General features: G+C 31.2%; 17 protein-coding genes. 14 read left to right on the top strand and 3 right to left on the bottom strand.

The features are described 5' to 3' along the window. Nucleotides 1-200: 200 nt before the first annotated feature. The 4 genes from LQK79_RS16825 (at nt 201) to LQK79_RS16810 (ending at nt 2,977) form a co-directional block, all read left to right on the top strand. Nucleotides 201-596, top strand: coding sequence for a pyridoxamine 5'-phosphate oxidase family protein (locus tag LQK79_RS16825; protein WP_231017267.1), 396 nt, complete (start codon nt 201-203; stop codon nt 594-596). 500 nt (nt 597-1,096) lie between these two features. Then, nucleotides 1,097-1,471: a GntR family transcriptional regulator gene (locus LQK79_RS16820; protein WP_231017266.1), complete on the top strand. Its 375-nt coding sequence runs from the start codon at nt 1,097-1,099 to the stop codon at nt 1,469-1,471. A 13-nt stretch (nt 1,472-1,484) separates the two neighbouring features. Further along, nucleotides 1,485-2,357 (top strand): ABC transporter ATP-binding protein, encoded by an 873-nt coding sequence (locus LQK79_RS16815; protein ID WP_231017265.1) that lies wholly within the window; start codon nt 1,485-1,487, stop codon nt 2,355-2,357. Next, the gene (locus tag LQK79_RS16810; RefSeq protein ID WP_231017264.1) at nt 2,345-2,977 is read left to right on the top strand and encodes an ABC-2 transporter permease; all 633 of its coding nucleotides are present in this window, start codon (nt 2,345-2,347) and stop codon (nt 2,975-2,977) included. The genes LQK79_RS16815 and LQK79_RS16810 overlap by 13 nt, the downstream gene beginning before the upstream one ends. Before the next feature lie 73 nt (nt 2,978-3,050). On the opposite strand, the gene LQK79_RS16805 is transcribed toward LQK79_RS16810, so the two are convergent. Next, a complete protein-coding gene (locus LQK79_RS16805) occupies nt 3,051-3,839 on the bottom strand; it encodes an N-formylglutamate amidohydrolase (protein WP_331000764.1) in 789 nt (262 codons plus the stop codon). 201 nt (nt 3,840-4,040) lie between these two features. Here LQK79_RS16805 and LQK79_RS16800 point away from each other — a divergent pair, with 201 nt between their 5' ends. From LQK79_RS16800 to LQK79_RS16780, 6 genes are all read left to right on the top strand, one after another. Continuing rightward, nucleotides 4,041-4,241: a hypothetical protein gene (locus LQK79_RS16800; protein ID WP_231017262.1), complete on the top strand. Its 201-nt coding sequence runs from the start codon at nt 4,041-4,043 to the stop codon at nt 4,239-4,241. A 575-nt stretch (nt 4,242-4,816) separates the two neighbouring features. Beyond that, on the top strand, nt 4,817-6,607 hold the full coding sequence (locus LQK79_RS16795) for an endonuclease MutS2 (RefSeq protein WP_231017261.1): 1,791 nt from the start codon (nt 4,817-4,819) through the stop codon (nt 6,605-6,607). Nucleotides 6,608-6,713: 106 nt separating this feature from the next. Then, on the top strand, nt 6,714-6,893 hold the full coding sequence (locus LQK79_RS16790; protein WP_231017260.1) for a GNAT family N-acetyltransferase: 180 nt from the start codon (nt 6,714-6,716) through the stop codon (nt 6,891-6,893). A gap of 9 nt (nt 6,894-6,902) precedes the next feature. Further along, nucleotides 6,903-7,037 (top strand): hypothetical protein, encoded by a 135-nt coding sequence (locus LQK79_RS20950; protein WP_269144188.1) that lies wholly within the window; start codon nt 6,903-6,905, stop codon nt 7,035-7,037. A gap of 109 nt (nt 7,038-7,146) precedes the next feature. Continuing rightward, a complete protein-coding gene (locus LQK79_RS16785) occupies nt 7,147-7,803 on the top strand; it encodes a hypothetical protein (RefSeq protein ID WP_231017259.1) in 657 nt (218 codons plus the stop codon). 141 nt (nt 7,804-7,944) lie between these two features. Beyond that, complete coding sequence (locus tag LQK79_RS16780; protein ID WP_231017258.1) at nt 7,945-8,640, top strand: aspartate/glutamate racemase family protein; 696 nt, start codon at nt 7,945-7,947, stop codon at nt 8,638-8,640. Between the two features lie 458 nt (nt 8,641-9,098). On the opposite strand, the gene LQK79_RS16775 is transcribed toward LQK79_RS16780, so the two are convergent. Further along, a complete protein-coding gene (locus LQK79_RS16775) occupies nt 9,099-10,667 on the bottom strand; it encodes a sensor histidine kinase (protein WP_231017257.1) in 1,569 nt (522 codons plus the stop codon). 5 nt (nt 10,668-10,672) lie between these two features. Further along, on the bottom strand, nt 10,673-11,368 hold the full coding sequence (locus LQK79_RS16770; protein WP_231017256.1) for a response regulator transcription factor: 696 nt from the start codon (nt 11,366-11,368) through the stop codon (nt 10,673-10,675). Between the two features lie 402 nt (nt 11,369-11,770). Here LQK79_RS16770 and LQK79_RS16765 point away from each other — a divergent pair, with 402 nt between their 5' ends. The 4 genes from LQK79_RS16765 to LQK79_RS16750 are packed head-to-tail and all read left to right on the top strand — an operon-like array spanning nt 11,771 to nt 17,098. Further along, nucleotides 11,771-12,721: a glycosyltransferase family 2 protein gene (locus LQK79_RS16765; RefSeq protein ID WP_231017255.1), complete on the top strand. Its 951-nt coding sequence runs from the start codon at nt 11,771-11,773 to the stop codon at nt 12,719-12,721. Next, the gene (locus LQK79_RS16760) at nt 12,711-13,139 is read left to right on the top strand and encodes a GtrA family protein (RefSeq protein WP_231017254.1); all 429 of its coding nucleotides are present in this window, start codon (nt 12,711-12,713) and stop codon (nt 13,137-13,139) included. The genes LQK79_RS16765 and LQK79_RS16760 overlap by 11 nt, the downstream gene beginning before the upstream one ends. A 16-nt stretch (nt 13,140-13,155) precedes the next feature. Next, on the top strand, nt 13,156-14,853 hold the full coding sequence (locus tag LQK79_RS16755) for a hypothetical protein (RefSeq protein ID WP_231017253.1): 1,698 nt from the start codon (nt 13,156-13,158) through the stop codon (nt 14,851-14,853). Continuing rightward, nucleotides 14,849-17,098: a glycosyltransferase family 39 protein gene (locus LQK79_RS16750; protein ID WP_231017268.1), complete on the top strand. Its 2,250-nt coding sequence runs from the start codon at nt 14,849-14,851 to the stop codon at nt 17,096-17,098. The genes LQK79_RS16755 and LQK79_RS16750 overlap by 5 nt, the downstream gene beginning before the upstream one ends. Nucleotides 17,099-17,334: the final 236 nt, after the last annotated feature.

Below are 17,334 nucleotides of genomic sequence, written 5' to 3'. Positions count from 1 at the left end.
TTACAATTTTTAAGCCTTAGATTTATAGGATTTTTTTAACGCGACGAAGCATTATTACTTCACAACTTCCAGTTTGTTTATCTATAGTATTTCATAGGATACTAACTATTAAAAAAAATCGTACTTTTAAAAATTCATGTAACAAAATATAATATATATAGTTAAATTATATCATACATGAAAGAAAAGGAGTAAGTAAAGTGGAAGAAGTATTAAAATTTTTAAGGGAAAATCCAATATTTTATATTGCAACAGTAGAGGGAGATCAGCCACGAGTACGTCCTTTTGGAGCAGTAGCTGAATTTGAAGGAAAACTATATATTTGCACTAACAACACAAAAAATGTTTTTAAACAAATCGAAAAAAATTCTAAGGTTGAAATTTGTGCAATGGGCAAGAATGGAAGATGGCTTCGTATAGAAGCAAAATGTTTTGCTGACGAAAGAAAGGAAGCAAAGGAAAAAATGCTTTCTGATAATCCGGGTTTAAAAAACATGTATTCAGTAGATGACGGAATATTTGAAGTTCTTTATCTAAAGGATGCAACTGCAACCTTTGCAAGCATGAAAAGTGAACCAAAGACAGTTAAATTCTAAGGCTTAGCTAAAATTAAAGTTTTTGCGTGACTTATAAATAAGCTTGATGCAGGCGGCTTTCACACTAAATATAAAAAATTGCGAACTAATTAAGTGAAGTTAAAACCCTTCGCTATTATGATTACTTCGCAATTTTTTTAGTGCGACACCCCCCCTTTATTCATAGTAAAATATCTATATTTAGATTCTAATTTTCCATGGATTATAGTGAATATATAGTTTTTGTTAAGCTGGTTTTACTATAGGAGCTTGTAAAAAACATAGATATTCTTTTTTACGGGCCGCTCATAATGCTTTATGCGTGGTGTAGTAAAAAAACTATAGAATACATTTTTTCACAACCTCCTATATATAAATTAGGGCAATTATATTATTTTTCTATAGTTAAATAGAAGCACTTTACATAACATACATAAAATATATTGACAATACCACAGATACTGTATATACTGTTTATATACAGTATCTGTGGTATACTCGTTTGCAAAGGAGTACTAAAAATGAACATAATTATTTCAAACTCGTCTAATGAACCAATATATGAGCAAATTTCAAAGCAAATAAAAAATCTTATTTTTAATGGCGAACTTTCAGAGGGAGAATTACTCCCATCTATAAGAAGCTTAGCTAAGGAATTAAAGATAAGTGTAATAACTACTAAAAAGGCATACGAAAGGCTTGAAGGTGAGGGCTTTATAGACACTGTGCCAGGAAAAGGCTCATATATTGCAGGACAAAATAAGGAAATTTTAAGAGAAAAAAGAATAAAAGTAATTGAAGAAAAACTAATGGAAGCTGTTGAAGCAAGCAAAGTAATTAATTTGTCGCTTGAGGATTTAAAAGAAATTTTAGAAGTATTATATAAGAATCAGTAATTGGAGGATTAGAATGGAGAATATCTTAGAGATAAGCAATTTAAGTAAAGGATACAAAGAATTTTCACTGAAAGATATAAGTTTTAAGCTAAAACGAGGATATATAATGGGATTTATAGGTCCTAATGGAGCAGGTAAAAGTACAACTATAAAACTTATAATGAATTTAATAAAAAAAGATTCTGGAAATATAAAGATTTTTGGAATTGATAATATTAAAAATGAGAGAGAAATAAAGCAGAAAATTGGATTTGTTTATGATGAAAACTACTTTTATGAGAATTTAAATCTTATGGATATGAAGGATATAATAGCTTCGTTTTATAAGCATTGGGATGAAAAGATTTTTAAAAAGTATTTTTCAGATTTTGATTTGCCTAAGAAAAGAAAAATAAAAGAATTATCTAAAGGAATGAAGATGAAGTACTCTCTTGCACTGGCATTGTCTCATGGTGCTGAACTTATTATAATGGATGAACCTACTTCTGGATTAGACCCTATTTTTAGAAGCGAGATGCTGGAGATATTATGCTCTGTAATACAAGATGAGAATAAATCTATATTCTTTTCTACTCATATTACTTCTGATTTAGAAAAAGTTGCTGACTATATAACTTTTATAAATAAAGGGCAAATAGTGTTTTCAGAACAAAAGGATGATGTGCTGGAAAACTATAGCATTGTGAAAGGTAAAAAAGAGCTTTTAGACAAAGATACAAGAAAAGAATTCATTTCTATAAACGAGAATGCCTTTGGATTTGAGGCATTGACAAACAATACCAAGAATATAAAAAGATTATTTAGAAATGATGTTTTAATTGAAAAGGCAAATTTAGAGGATATTATGGTATATACAGTTAGAGGAGGAAGAGAATGTTTAACTTAATTTGTAAGGATGTGGTTATTCAGAAGAAGAGCATAGTTGGATGTATCTTATTTATAATTTTTTATAACATTCTAGCTCTTTTTTCAAAGGGGTATTCTGGAATATTTATATATGCTGGACTTCCCCTTGTTATTGAGTATTTGTTATTGACAAACACGTTTCTTTTTGATGATAAAAATAAATCTTATGTTATACTAAACAGCTTACCAATAGGCAGAAAAAATATAGTTATTTCAAGGTATTTATCTGTTTTTGTATTTTTTATAGTTGCAATAAGTTCTCAATTTATACTTTCAACTTTGGTGAATAGACATATTACTATGAAAATAGACTATGTGATAGCTGACTTCATCATTGTTAATATAATGAGTGCAGTTTGCTTACCTCTTTATTTTAAATATGGATATACGAAGTTAAAATATTTTTTTATGATGTTCTTTTTTGCTTTTTGGTTTGGAGTTCCATATGTTGTTGAAAAAATTGATATTGTTAAGCTAGTGGGGATTTTTAAAGGAATCTCATATCTAGGCTTATATACTATTAGTATATCTTGCGCTATTGCATTAATAATCATATCTTTAACTATTTCAATTGTCATTTATAATAACAGAGAATTTTAAAAAAGTAAAAAGAAAATTGATTATAAAGATTAAAATAACAAAAACCTGAGAAAAAATCTCGGGTTTTTGTTATTCAGTGTAGCTGATTTTTTATGGTGATAAAAACTTTATTTAAATGGTTTTTGGTGTCATTAAATAATTTATAATTTATTTTAGGCATAAATTCTTCATCAAAATACCTGTTTTCTATATATTTAGTATATCTTATTTCTATTTGTATGGCTTCAACATTTTCTATTGAACTGTAATGGTATGTAATATATCCACCTCTTAAGCCTATTTCATCGACCTTTACGCTGAAACCTTCATTTACAAAAGCGTTATATACAATATCTAAAAATTCTTTTGAACATGTTTTTCCATAGCGAGTTCCGAGTACTACATCTGCTGTAGAGTGAAGGTAAAAGCTGTGAAGATCAAATAGATATACTTTATTTTTACTATTTAAAGTATTATTTATTTCATTAAGCAAGCAAGAATGATATGGCTTGTATATTTTTTCTATCCTACTTTCTACTATATCGTTTTGTAATGGCTTGTCATAAATTTCTTTATTAAACGTGGTTTTAAAATAGACCAAGGATTCAGTATACTTTTCATGATTTTCTTTATATTCAGCTTTTCTATTAACATCTATTACATATCTACTGTAATTAGCGGATACTGCAGTTATATTTAGATTTGTTAAAAAATCATACAATTCATTTAAATACCAATCGTTATTTGCAAGTATTACACTTTGTTTCATGTTTTTTTTCATTTCTGAAGTTAATGTGTATGAGCTGTGAGGAAGGCTTGCAATTATATTACAACAACTTGTATATTTTTTTAACTTGAAGGGATTAATTGCCAATGGAATCACACCTTTTATATTTATAAATTTTTATAATAACTAAATTATACTTCCAATATAAAATTTTTACAAAGCTCACAATGTTTAAACCTTAAATAAATGGTTAAATTAATTAATGACGGTACAAATAATTGTAAATAGACCTCTTTTCCAAGTACCAAAATATGAGTGAATTGCAAAGCTAAATTCGGCAGGAAAAGAGGTGGTAGAATGAATTACACCTTTTTTGCATTAATAGTTCTATGTGTAACAGCTTTATCTATTGTTGCAATGCTCCTTGCTTTTTGCTATAAGCAGGAGAAAAGCATTGCTATGAGAAATAAAGCAAATGTTAATAAGGATGGAATTTCCACTGAATTAGCATTGTACGTAGATAATAAAAAAAGAAACAAAAAAGAAAATAACAAGTAGTTCTGCAAAACTACTTGTTAAGTAAACAATCTACAATTTACAATAATTAAGCCGATTACAAACTTTGCAATCCACTCACCTTATATTATGTCATACTTTAATAAGAAATATACAAAACACAATTATTTAAAACATAGTCTTGGTTTTAAAAGTTGCAATTTATAAAAAATTATTATAAAATCAAATTATAAATGAACCATTTTAAATTTAATGTGGTTTATATTTAAAAAAAGGAAGTGCATTTTTGTGAGTGTGGTTTTTAACTAAGTAAATTAAAATTAAATTCTTAAAAAATTTTAAAATACCTATTTAGTTAGGTTTATTTGTTGATGGATTTTTTAAGATGAACTTAGTTAAAAGAATTCACAATTAAATGCTCATATAAATTTGTAATTAAGGAAGTTATTTCATCTATTTTTTAGTTATAAATTTGTAGGTTTATTTTTGTTATAGTAAATTTAGGCTATAAGTGAAGAATTCTTTGCTTATGGCCTTTTTTAGTGCACAATGCACAGTGAATTTTAATGGGTTACTCTTAAAAGGTCCTTCAACCGGTGAATTGGAGGAGAAAAAAGTTGAATAATAAGTCAAAAGAAATATTAGAATTTTATAAAATAACAGAGGAATTAAAAAAGTTTGCTTTGTCGGATATTGCAAAGGAAAGGATTGAAAAGCTTGAGCCTAAGGTTCAGGAGGGAGTTATAAAACTTGCCTTAAAGGAAACTACTGAGGCTAGAAGGATAGTAGATATATCTTCAAGCATACCAATAAATAGTCTTAAGAATATGGGCAAAATTGTTTCTAAGATTGAAAAAGGGACCGTACTAGTCCCAGAGGAATTAGAAGCTGTAGCGAATTTGCTTCGTGATACAGCAAAGGTTAAAAGATTTATGAAGGATAAAGAATATGCAGCTCCAACTATATCTAGTTATGCTTATTCAATTTGTGAACTAGATAAAATAAAAGAAGAAATTGAAAGGTGTATAGTTCACGGTACAGTAGATAATAAAGCAAGCAGTAAATTGCAAAAAATAAGAAAGAAAATTTATATATTAGAAGATAGGATTAAGAGTAAGTTAGACAGTATTTTAAGAAGCGATAAATATAAGCCATACATTCAGGATACATTGGTAAGCCAAAGGGATGGAAGGTACATCATACCTGTAAAAAGCCAATACAAAAAATGTATCGATGGGGAAATTCATGATAAATCCCAAAGTGGTTCTACAGTGTTTATTGAACCTGCTGAAGTTAAAAGACTGCAAGATGAACTTAATGAAAATAAGCTTGAAGAGGAAAAAGAGGTTTACAGGATACTTTCAGAACTTACAGCGGCTGTTTATGACAATAAAAAGGAAGTTAAAATTAACATTGAAATTATGGCTAACTACGATTTTATTTTTGCCAAAGGAAAGTACAGTAAGGCTATATCTGGAACGAATGTGAGACTTAATACTAGAAATTATATAAATTTAAAACAAGGAAAACATCCTCTTTTAGATGATAATGCAGTGCCTTTGGATTTTACTATTGGTAGATCCTATAGAGGACTTGTTATAACAGGACCTAATACTGGTGGAAAGACCGTTACATTAAAAGCCATTGGGCTTCTTACAATGATGATTCAAGCGGGGCTTCACATACCTGCAGCAGAGGAAAGCGAAATGGCAATATTTCAAGATGTATTTGTTGATATTGGAGATGGTCAAAGCATAGAACAAAGCCTGAGCACATTTTCCTCTCACATAAATAATGTTATTTCTATTTTAGATTGCGCAGGAAGAAATGATTTGGTTATTGTAGATGAGATTGGACAGGGGACAGATCCAGGAGAGGGTATGGGAATAGCTATTGCAGTTCTTGAAGAATTGTATAACAAGGGAGCAACTATATGTGCTACAACTCATTATAGCGAAATAAAGAGATTTGCAGAGAAGCACGAGGGATTTATAAATGGTTCAATGGGTTTTGATATTAATACTTTAAAACCACTTTATAAATTAAGTATAGGAAAAGCAGGTGAAAGCAATGCTTTTCTTATAGCTCTAAGGCTTGGAATGAGCAAAAAAATAATTGAAAGAGCACATTTTGTAACTTATAAAGAAGAAAAAAGCTATGAGGATGTAAAATACGAAAAGCCTACGAAAAATGAAGAGGAAAAAGAAATGCATAAAAAGCAAGTTCGTGAATTTAAAGAAGGGATAAAAATAGAAGAGGAAAAACAGTTAGATAAGAAAGAATTGTACCCAGAGGATTATGATTTTGATATTATATTTAAAAGCAAGGAATACAGAAAAAAGAATAAGCTTATGAGCAAGCATCACGTAGAAGGAATGACGATAAGTGATAGTACTTCGGAACATTAAATAAAAACATTGTTGAAGTTTTGTGCATGGGACCGCTTGGAGTTTTGCCTTCTTATTAAGGTAAAGGAGTTGGGATACTTCTTATGAAACATTCGGAGGAAATATTATGATATTTAAAAGCATGGAAACAGAAAGATTAATTCTTAAAAATATATCTATGGAGGATAGAGAGTTTATATTTAGCCAGTTTTCAGACCCTGTAGTGACTAAATATTTATTTGATAGAGAGCCATTAACTGATATTGAGCGAGCAGATGAAATACTTGAGCTTTACTTGTCACAGTAGGAACCGCATTTGCATCACAGATGGATTTTAATCAGAAAAACTGATAAGATAAAAATAGGTACATGTGGAATTCACAGATGGGATGAAAAAGCTGGTACTGCTTTTAGAGAGGTAGTAACGTTAAGTTTAAAAGTGAAAAAATAGAATGACTATTATAAAAAAACAATTCACAAATTAATAGTGCAGTATCATATAAATGAATTGAGAAATTAAATTTATTTCTAAAGATAAAATTTGCAAAGGAGTAATTGCCGTGGCTATAATTGTTCCTTCTATAATCCACAGAGGAGAGCCTGTTGGGGTTTTATATAGAAATCCCAATTTAGGTCATAATGCATGTAATCAAAGTGATAGATGTTTGTATTCAAACAATCAAGGTGCTTGCTATTGCGTGCATAATGGAGTTCTTTATTTAGCTTTATATATAAGGAATGGAGTGTACAATTATTACCGTAATATAAATCCAGCTCATGGTACGCTTGTTCAAGTAGTTTTAAGGCATTGGAGATTTAAAACAGGCACGACGACACCTTGTCTTGAAAATCTGGCAATTGGCAGGATTGCAGAAATAAGAAGAACGCAGCCTATACCACCACCTTCTCAGCTAGGTTGTACTGCACATCCAGTTGCCGGTTTATTTATTGCTAGGACTGGTACTCCAGTAGGCGTTTTCTTTAATGAGGGGGGACGCAATATTAAAAATGGAGTATTCCTTTACTGGACAGATGGGAGTAATAAATACTGTAGGCTTTATAGCAATGATAAGCCAGTTACTGTTAGATATGCACATTGGATTGTGGTTACAAGTGGTAATGGAGTAGCTATGCATCTTGATGGGAAAACGAGAACAGGAATCATAAGAGTTCTTAGAGTTTCTATAGCTCAAAATATTCCAGTACCATGTAGTTAAAATAATATTGTAGAGAGTAGAGTAAACAGATACCTACTCTTTATTTTTTATTTCTTCAAGTTTATACTTGTAAATATCAAGCATTTAGAGGTAAGTGGTTTATCTATATATGAAGATTAGAGTTAAAAGGAGATGTTTTAATTGAAAACAATTGGATTAATTGGAGGAATGAGCTGGGAGTCGTCACTGGAATATTATAAAATCATAAATGAAACTGTTAAGTCAAAATTAGGAGATCTTCATTCTGCAAAGTGTATAATGTATTCTGTAGATTTTCAAGAAATAGAACTTTTGCAGCATCAAGGTAAGTGGAAGGAATTAACCGATATTATGGTTGCTGCGGCTAAAGCTCTTAAAGGTGCAGGAGCTGATTTTATTGTAATATGCACTAACACCATGCATAAAATGGCAGAGGATATAGAAATGGAAGCTGGAGTAAAGGTTTTGCATATAGCAGAGGTTACTGGAGAAAAATTAACTGAAAAGGGACTTAAAAAGGTTGGCCTTCTTGGAACTAAATTTACCATGGAGCAGGATTTTTACAAGAAAGTATTAAAAGATAAGTTTAATATTGATGTGATTATTCCAGAGGAAGCTGACAGAGAGGTTGTCCATAAAATTATTTATGAAGAACTTTGCAAAGGCATATTAAAGGATACTTCAAGAGAGAAATATAAAGAAATAATAAGCAAGCTGCAAGCAAAGGGTGCTGAAGGAGTAGTGCTTGGATGTACAGAAATACCGCTATTAATAAAGCAGAAGGATGTTTCTGTTCCGGTTTTTGATACAACAACAATACATGGAGTTTCTGCAGTAGAATTTGCGATTGCAGAGTAATAGTGTTTCGGAATGTTAAATAAGATTTATTAACTTTTATTTAAATCATTCCTTAAACACTATTACTCCACATGGGGTGGACTTTAGTTTTTAAAGTGACTGTATGTTTTGTGGGTTTGCTATTGGAGTCTATAGGTCATCTGAAAGGACAATGCATTATGCACCATCGGAAATAAAAAAAGTCATTGATGTAAAGAATGGTAAAGTGTTTTTGGATATGTAAATGATATATATCTTAGTGTTTTTAACACTGTACTTTTGGGATTATACAGCCCTAAGCATTGTAAACATTATTATTTTTATAATTTTATATATAATTGCACACTTGTTATTTTTAGCTGCAGAAAAAGAGAAGAGGAAAAATTAGGACATATTTCTAATCTCTCATGTAGATTAAAATTAAAGACCTTTGATGTATTATAAAATACACCAAAAGTCTTGTTTCATATTTTGTGATGTTAATTAGAATTGCATTTTATTGGAATTTCTATTGAAAATAATGCTCCTGTTTCTCCATTCCCAGCGGTAATAGTACCATGAAGTTTTTTAATAATGTTTTTGCTTATAGATAAACCAAGACCAAATTTACCTTTCTTACCTTTATAGAACCTATCAAATATATGAGGTAGGTCTTTTTCATCAAATCCTGGACCATCATCAGAAATTGTTATGTCAAGTTTATTATCAAAATTGATGTTTGAAACTACAGTAATAGTTGAACTTGCGTACCTTATGGAGTTACTTATTATATTAGTAAGTGCTCTTGAAAGTTTTTCTTCATCAGAATATATAATAATATCCTTATTTAGATTATTGACCGAAATTTTTACGTTGCTTTTAAGGGCGATAGCATTTAAACGTTCTGCACAGCTGTTTATGAGCTCTATAAAATCAATTTCAGTATAATTGTAATTTTCTTCTATAGAGTCAAGTCTTGACAGATAAAGCAAATCCTCAACAAGATGAGTTAGGCGCTTTGATTCACCTATTATAATATCTGCAGCAGAATTTCCATCAACTACCTCATATTTTATTCCTTCAGCATAGCTTTGGATAGACATGAGAGGCGTTCTAAATTCATGAGACACATTTTGAAGAAAAGTTTTTTGAGCTTTATCATAAATTTCTAGTTTTTCGGACATTATATTTATACCGTTAACAAGTTCACTAAGTTCATAATCTACAGGTAAATCAATTTTTTCACCAAAGTTTCTTTCTGCAATAGAGCGTATATGTTCATTTAAAGAAGAAAATGGCTCTGATATTTTTTTTGCTATACGAGAAGAAAATATAACTGTAATTAAGGCTGAAATAATTAAAATGATTAAAAGTATAATATTTATCCAAAATTGAAGCTGATTTATCTTTTGAACGCTTGAATAAATAATTATCCATCCAAGACCAAAGGTATTTTTATCGGACACTGGTCTTACTATAGCAACATAGTCTGTTCCAGATACAGAAAATCTTATTGAGCTTTTGTAGCTTTTACTTGATGAAGTGTCAATTTCACTTTTAAGCTTAGAAAGTAAATCGCTAGGTATTTTATTACTTTCCTCGGTAGATGGATTTATTGCATTTTTATTTTTGTCAATCAGTATAAAGTCAGCGCTTAAAACAGAAAGAGGTTTTCTTAAAGATCTGTCAAGCATAAAATAATATCTAAAAAGATCATTATTTTTGGTAGAGGTAGAATTTTTAGTGACTTCAGAAGAAGTTTCTGGTATAGTAGCATGCCTAGGTAAAAGGTTTGGTGGTGTGTGATTGTTATCATCTGGTTTAAAAAAATCTGGACCATGTTCAAGAGCTGCTCCTTCTACACTGGTTGCTAATTTGTTTAATTGACCAATAATTTCTTTTTGAATATACAAACGAATAGCAACGTTAAAGGTTATAGTTGTAATGGTAATTAGAAGTAATATTACAGCAAGGTTGTATTTGAAAATTCTTCCCTTTATTGTATTTCTGCTTATTCTTGCTAGAAGATTATAATCACAAATTTTTTTATTAATTGTACGTCTTTTCATTTGTATCACCCCTTGTCTTGAATTTTAAAGCCAAATCCCCAAACTGTTTCAATTTTTAAATTGGATCCTGCATCAGAAAGTTTCTTTCTTATTCTCTTTATAGCATCATCGGTGGCTCTAGTTTCAACTTCATTTTCAAATCCCCATATTTTGTCTAAAAGTTCACTTCTGCTCACGGCTCTGTTTTTATTGATTGTAAGATAGTATACAACCTCAAACTCCATTTTTGTAAGACCGATATCAGCACCGTTAAATTCAACTTGTTTTAAGTCTGGATTTATCGTAACATCTGAAATACTTAAATTTTTAGTTTCGGTACTGTTAGAATTGTCAAGTTCTATTCTTCTAAAAATACTTTTAATTCTTGCTATGAGTTCCATTGGGCTAAATGGTTTTGTAAGATAGTCATCGCTTCCAAGAGTAAGTCCTGCTATTTTGTCTGGTTCAGTATCTTTTGCAGATACTATTATTATTGGTACCGAACTTTTTTGACGTACAAGTGAACAAAGAGAATATCCATCCATATTGGGCATCATTATATCTATTACAAGCATATCTGCTGGTTTCCTATTGAAAGCTTCAAATAAAGCACTTCCATCATCAAAGGTTTCTACTTCAAAGCCTTCTTTTAAGAGAAAGGACTTTATAATATTTCGAATGTTAGTTTCATCATCAGCAATATAAATTAGTTTCTTATCCACATTAACACTCCCTAAAATTAGAGTAGAGAGTAAAGAGCAGAGAGTAGAGTGAAGGTTAATTTTCTACTGTGGCAGAAAATTTTAGAATTTAAGGCTGACGCTAAATCTTTAAAAATTATCATTCACTCTATTCTGTACTTTATACTCTGTACTCTTAGTTTTTTTTATTACTTGTAAACCTACAAAAAAATTGTAGATTAAAAAATTCAGCTGGTTTTGTACTACTAGTTATAGTTTACCATGAACAAATTAAACTATCATTTAAAAACTGATTATACCTCAATTTTGCCACAATTCTGCGGAGATTTGTAGAGAGCGTTTATTATAGAATAAAAGCATGAAAGAGATGCAGACATAAATTATGGCATAGCCAGTTCAATATAGGTATAGGAGGTTATGAAAATGAGTAAGTCAGAAATTCAGTATTCAATAGTAGTTCCGGTTTATAATGAAGAACTTGTAATAGGAGAAACCTACAAAAGGCTTAAAAAAGTTATGGATTCTACAAAGGAAGCCTACGAAATAATTTTTGTAAATGATGGAAGTAAAGATGGAACAGTAGAAATAGCAAAAACCATTTGCAGTATGGATAAAAATATAAAATTACTTAGCTTTTCGAGAAACTTTGGGCATCAGTTAGCAATTTCAGCAGGAATGGATTATTCAAGTGGAAATGCAGTAGTTGTTATAGATGCTGACCTTCAGGATCCACCAGAGGTTATATTAAAGATGATTGAAAAATGGAAGGAAGGTTATGATGTAGTTTATGGAAAGAGGGCTAAAAGAGAGGGAGAAACCTTCTTTAAAAAATTTACAGCAAAAGCTTTCTACAGAACTTTAAAAAGTATGACAGATATTGATATCCCTGTAGACACAGGAGACTTTAGATTAATAGATAGAAAGGTATGCGATAAGTTAAAGTCAATTCCAGAACATAACAGGTATGTACGTGGACTTGTTAGCTGGATTGGATATAAGCAGACAGGAGTTCAGTTTGTAAGGCATGAAAGATTTGCTGGTGAAACAAAGTATCCACTTAAAAAAATGCTTAAATTTGCTTCAGATGGTATAGCCTCATTTTCATACAAGCCATTGAAATTTCCTTTATACATTGGAGGAGTAGTTAGTGCAATTAGTTTTTTATACTTTATATTTGAATTATTAAAAGATGTTTTCACAAGCAATAGTGTTTCAGGATTAAGTTTAGCTATTGCAACGATTTTCTTTTTAATAGGGATTATATTTGTAGTGTTGGGAGTGATGGGTGAGTATATAAGTCGTATGAGTGATGAAGCTAAAGGAAGACCTCTTTATATTATAGGTGAGAAGGAGGGCTTCAAAGATGAAGATTAAGCAGCTGTATAAGAAATATAAGTCAATTATAAAGTTTGGAATTGTGGGATGTATTAATACAGGAGTGGATTTTTTCACTTTTACGCTTCTCTTAAGCATATTTGGCATTGATAAACTTGTATGTCAAGTTGGTGGCTACAGCATGGGTGTAATCAATAGTTTTGTGCTTAATAAATTATGGACTTTTAATGATAAGAAAGAAAAAGTAAATCCTATAGTGCAGTTTGCAAAGTTTGTAATTACCAACATAATTTCACTTGGAATTTCCCTTGTTGGACTTAATATTTTAAGCAACAAGTTTTATATAAATGTATATGTTTCAAAGGTTATTGTCACCTTGTTTCTGCAAGTATTTAATTATGTGGTATACAAATTGTTTATATTTAAGGGAAAAGCTAATAAGCAGTTGGCGGCATAAAGTAAGGAGAGGAAAAATGAATAACTATAAAAGAAGTATACTAATTAAAGCAAGTTTAATACTTGTCCTTGTGTTATTAATGTTTTCAAGTGGGTATGAAATATATAAGCTAAAAGGCAGTTCATCGTCTAATCAGTCAAGAGTTGGTTTTCAAGGAATGATGCCAAATAGCTCAGGGCAAAATAAAAACTTTAATGGTGGAATGTCGCAAGGGCAAAGTAATAATTCACAAAAACAGATGTCAAATGGAAATTCATCTAGCATGCCTAATGGAAAGAGCAGTAGTTCAAGTACACAGTCCACTAAGGCGCCCTCAAATTGGAATGGTAATAAACAAAGGACACCTAATTTTGGAGGAAATCAAAGTGGAAATAGGATGCCTTCAAATATGAGAAGAGGTGGAAATTCACAATCTAATAGCTACTCTGTAGAAGTCATTATATATTCAATCATATTTATAGTTTCTGCTATTTCATTATTTGTCATGGTAATTCGTAATCAAATAAAGGACTTTGAAGTTAGCACTAAATTTTTGGTTCCAGTTTTAGTTTTGATAGCATTGTTTTTAAGATTATTTATAGCAGTATTGTTACCAGAATACTCATCAGATTTAAATCTCTTTAAAAGCTGGGCAGTATCGGCTGCTAATGATTTGACAAAGGTGTATTCAAGTGCAAGAAATGCAGATTATCCACCATTGTATATGTATGTACTGGCAATTATAGGTAAGATAGGTGGTACATCGGTTTTTAGTTCATATTTTAATCTGTTTTTAAAGTTACCTTCAATATTTGCTGATATTTTAACATCGCTCATTATATATAAGTTAGCAAATAAGCGTTTATCTAGAGCTATGAGTATTATACTTGCAGCATTTTACTTATTTAACCCAGCTGTTTTGGTTAATTCAAGCGTTTGGGGTCAAGTAGATTCCTTCTTTACATTGCTTCTTGTTCTAGCAGTTTTTATGCTCTCAGAAGGAAAGGTAGGAATTGCATCGGTATTCTTTACAGCAGCGGTCCTTATGAAGCCTCAGGGAATAATCTTTTTCCCAATATTATTATTTGAACTCGTGAGACTTAAAAGTGTAAAGGAATTTGTAAAGGCAGCTTTCATTAGTTTATGTACGGCAGTATTGATAGCACTTCCATTTGTGATTACTAATGGATTTACATGGATATTTAAGTTATACTCTAGTACCGTGGGAGAGTATCCATATGCATCAGTTAATGGTTTTAATTTCTTTAGTTTAATAGGAAAAAATTATGTGAAAGATACTGGAACAATACTTGGAATAAGTTATCATAATCTAGGCATGGCGGCTATCGTATTAATAACAATATTAGCCTTTGTTATTTATCTCAAAGGAAATAGTAAAGAGTTAGCTCCAGCAGTTGCAATGCTTGAAATTTCAGGTGTATTTACATTTGCTAGTAGCATGCACGAAAGATATTTATTTCCAGCCGCTGCATTATCAATTTTAGCTTATATATATCTTAAGGATAAGAGAATATTAACACTTATAATAGGCTTTAACATTACAATTTTCTCAAATACGTATTATGTTTTAATGCAGGGGATAGGTCGTTCTAACTCCACAGGATACACACCAGTTTTAGCAGTTACATCTGCATTAAATATTTTATTATTTGTATATTGTGTCAAAATATTAGTAAACATTTCGAGAAATAGAGGAGGCGTCAAAGTTGATTGAAAAAATAAAATTTACCAAGGAAAGAATTGCAATAACCTTGATTTTAATATTGTCAGCAGTACTTAATTTTGTAAATATAGGAATAGAGGGATACGGAAATTCATACTATGCAGCAGGTGTAAAAAGCATGACCATGAGCTTAAAGAACTTCTTCTTTGTAGCTTTTGATCCAACAGGATATGTAACCATAGATAAACCTCCTTTAGGCTTTTGGCTTCAGGCAATTTCGGCTAAGATCTTTGGTTTTAGTGGCTGGAGTATATTGCTTCCACAAGCTGTTGCAGGAGTAGTTTCAGTTTGGGTTTTATATAGAATTGTAAAGAGATCCTTTGGAAGTCCAGCAGCATTAATTTCAGCTCTATGCCTTTCAATAACACCTGTTTTCGTTGCAGTAAGCAGAAACAATACAATAGACAATACGTTAGTTATGACATTATTATTTGCATGCTGGGCACTTTCTATAGCAGCTGAAAAAGGAAAAATGAAATATATAATAATAAGTCTAGCTTTGGTTGGTGTTGGTTTTAACATAAAAATGCTTGAAGCTTATATGGTGATTCCAGCAATATATATAGTTTATCTTTTATGCAGCACAGTTTCATTTAAGAAAAGAATAGTACATTTGTTTATAGGAACTTTAGTTTTGGTTTTAGTTTCATTTTCTTGGGCAACAGTTGTAGACTTAGTACCAGCTTCAAGCAGACCATACGTAGGAAGTAGTACTAATAATAGTGAGATAGAGTTAATAATTGGGCATAATGGAGTAGAAAGATTGAGCAGCAGCGCTTCTGGAATGGGCGGTGGCGGTGGAATGCCAAATAGTGCACGAGGTGAAAGATCAAGCGGGATGTCTGGTGGTAAATTTAATGGAAAACAAGGGCAATTATCAAATGGTCAAGCGAGTGGAGCATCAAGTGGAACACAAGGTCAATCGCCAAGTGGGCAGCCAGGTCAAGGACCAAACGGAAATCAAGGTCAGATGTCAGGTAATCAGAGTAGTTCAAGTTCGTCCAAGTCTGCATCAGGAAGCAGCAGTAAAGGAATGAATGGAGCGCCTCAAGGCTTTAATGGTGAAATGCCAAGTGGTGCACGTAATGGAAGTCAAAACGGTGGTGGCGGTGGATTCGGAGGTTCATCAGGACTTACAGGTACGTTTGGAGGTCAAACAACTGCAGGACTTCAAAGATTATTTTCTAAAAATATATTGTCTGATCAAATAATGTGGTTTTTACCTATAGCATTTATAGGATTTATAGTAGCAGCATTTAAGGAAAAATTAAAAATTAAACTTGATAATAGTAAAAAAGCATCTATAGTAATGTGGTTTATGTGGTTATTTCCTGAATTTATATACTTCAGCTTCACAAAGGGTTTGTTTCATAATTATTACTTGACTATGATGGCAGCACCAGCAGCAGCTTTAACAGGTATAGGTATTTGTTCTATGTGGAAGCTTTATAATGAAGTTGGATGGAAGCGCTGGATTTTACCTGCTGCTCTTATGATAAATAGTGCAGCTCAAGCGCTTGAATTATCATATTTTACAAGCAGTCTTTCAACTACAGTAAAAGTTATTGCAGAAGCTTCAATTGTTTTAACCTTTGTATTTTCAATAGGGCTTTGTGTATTAAGGCTTATTAAAAATCAAAGCATACAATTGAAAAAAGGAGCCGCAGCTCTTGCATTTATAGGAATTCTCATTATACCATTTATGGGCTCAGCAGCAACTTTAAAATATGCGGTATCAAACAATATGCCAGCTGCAGGATTAGAATTGTTGATGAATACTAGCAGCAGTAACGGTGGTAATAAACAAATGGGAGGCATGGGTCAAGGAAAAGAAGGAAATAGCAGTAGTAATTCAAAGTTAGTAACTTTCCTTAAAAAGAATATTACTGATGAGAAATATGCGCTTGTAGTTTCATCTTCTCAAAGTGCTGACAGTCTCATAATAAATAATAACTTAAAGGTAATGACCCTTGGAGGTTTCTCTGGTAGCGATAAAACAATAACTTTAGCTCAGTTTAAAGAACTAGTAAAAAAAGGTGAAGTAAGATATGTATTAAGTGGAGGCATGGGAGGCAGCAGCAATAACGAAATAATGCAGTGGGTTCAGAAAAATGGTAAAGTTGTAAGCTCAAGTGAATGGAGTAATTCAACTTCAAATAGCAGTAGTGGACGTATGCAGGGAATGGGTGGTTCAAGCAGTGAACAATTGTATGATTTGAAAGGAGTAGTTAAATAAAAACATTGCGAAGTAACAGTGTCTTGTAACATTAAAAAGTAATCCATAAATCTAAGGTGAAAAAATCGTAAAATTTTAAGATATTTCAATAACTAGCTGAATGCTCAGACAGCTTGAAATATCTAAATATTTTACGATTTTTTTATCAAGATTTATTGTAGGCTACCATTTCATAATGTTAATTTTAATGGTGAAAGTTATGTATTTATTTTACATAGGAGTGTGTTTTTGCTTCG

This window comes from Clostridium guangxiense, from assembly GCF_021043395.1.
Classification (GTDB): Bacteria; Bacillota; Clostridia; order Clostridiales; family Clostridiaceae; genus Clostridium_S; species Clostridium_S guangxiense.
Note: the sequence above shows the minus strand (reverse complement) of the source record. Positions and strands in the feature narration are given on the sequence as shown.

Excerpts from the sequence above, each read along its gene's own strand:
- LQK79_RS16810 (WP_231017264.1), top strand. The coding sequence starts at position 2,345 with ATGTTTAACTTAATTTGTAAGGATGTGGTTATTCAGAAGAAGAGCATA.
- LQK79_RS16775 (WP_231017257.1), bottom strand. The coding sequence starts at position 10,667 with ATGAAAAGACGTACAATTAATAAAAAAATTTGTGATTATAATCTTCTA.
- LQK79_RS16820 (WP_231017266.1), top strand. The coding sequence starts at position 1,097 with ATGAACATAATTATTTCAAACTCGTCTAATGAACCAATATATGAGCAA.
- LQK79_RS16790 (WP_231017260.1), top strand. The coding sequence starts at position 6,714 with ATGATATTTAAAAGCATGGAAACAGAAAGATTAATTCTTAAAAATATA.
- LQK79_RS16815 (WP_231017265.1), top strand. The coding sequence starts at position 1,485 with ATGGAGAATATCTTAGAGATAAGCAATTTAAGTAAAGGATACAAAGAA.
- LQK79_RS16765 (WP_231017255.1), top strand. The coding sequence starts at position 11,771 with ATGAGTAAGTCAGAAATTCAGTATTCAATAGTAGTTCCGGTTTATAAT.
- LQK79_RS16800 (WP_231017262.1), top strand. The coding sequence starts at position 4,041 with ATGAATTACACCTTTTTTGCATTAATAGTTCTATGTGTAACAGCTTTA.
- LQK79_RS16755 (WP_231017253.1), top strand. The coding sequence starts at position 13,156 with ATGAATAACTATAAAAGAAGTATACTAATTAAAGCAAGTTTAATACTT.
- LQK79_RS16760 (WP_231017254.1), top strand. The coding sequence starts at position 12,711 with ATGAAGATTAAGCAGCTGTATAAGAAATATAAGTCAATTATAAAGTTT.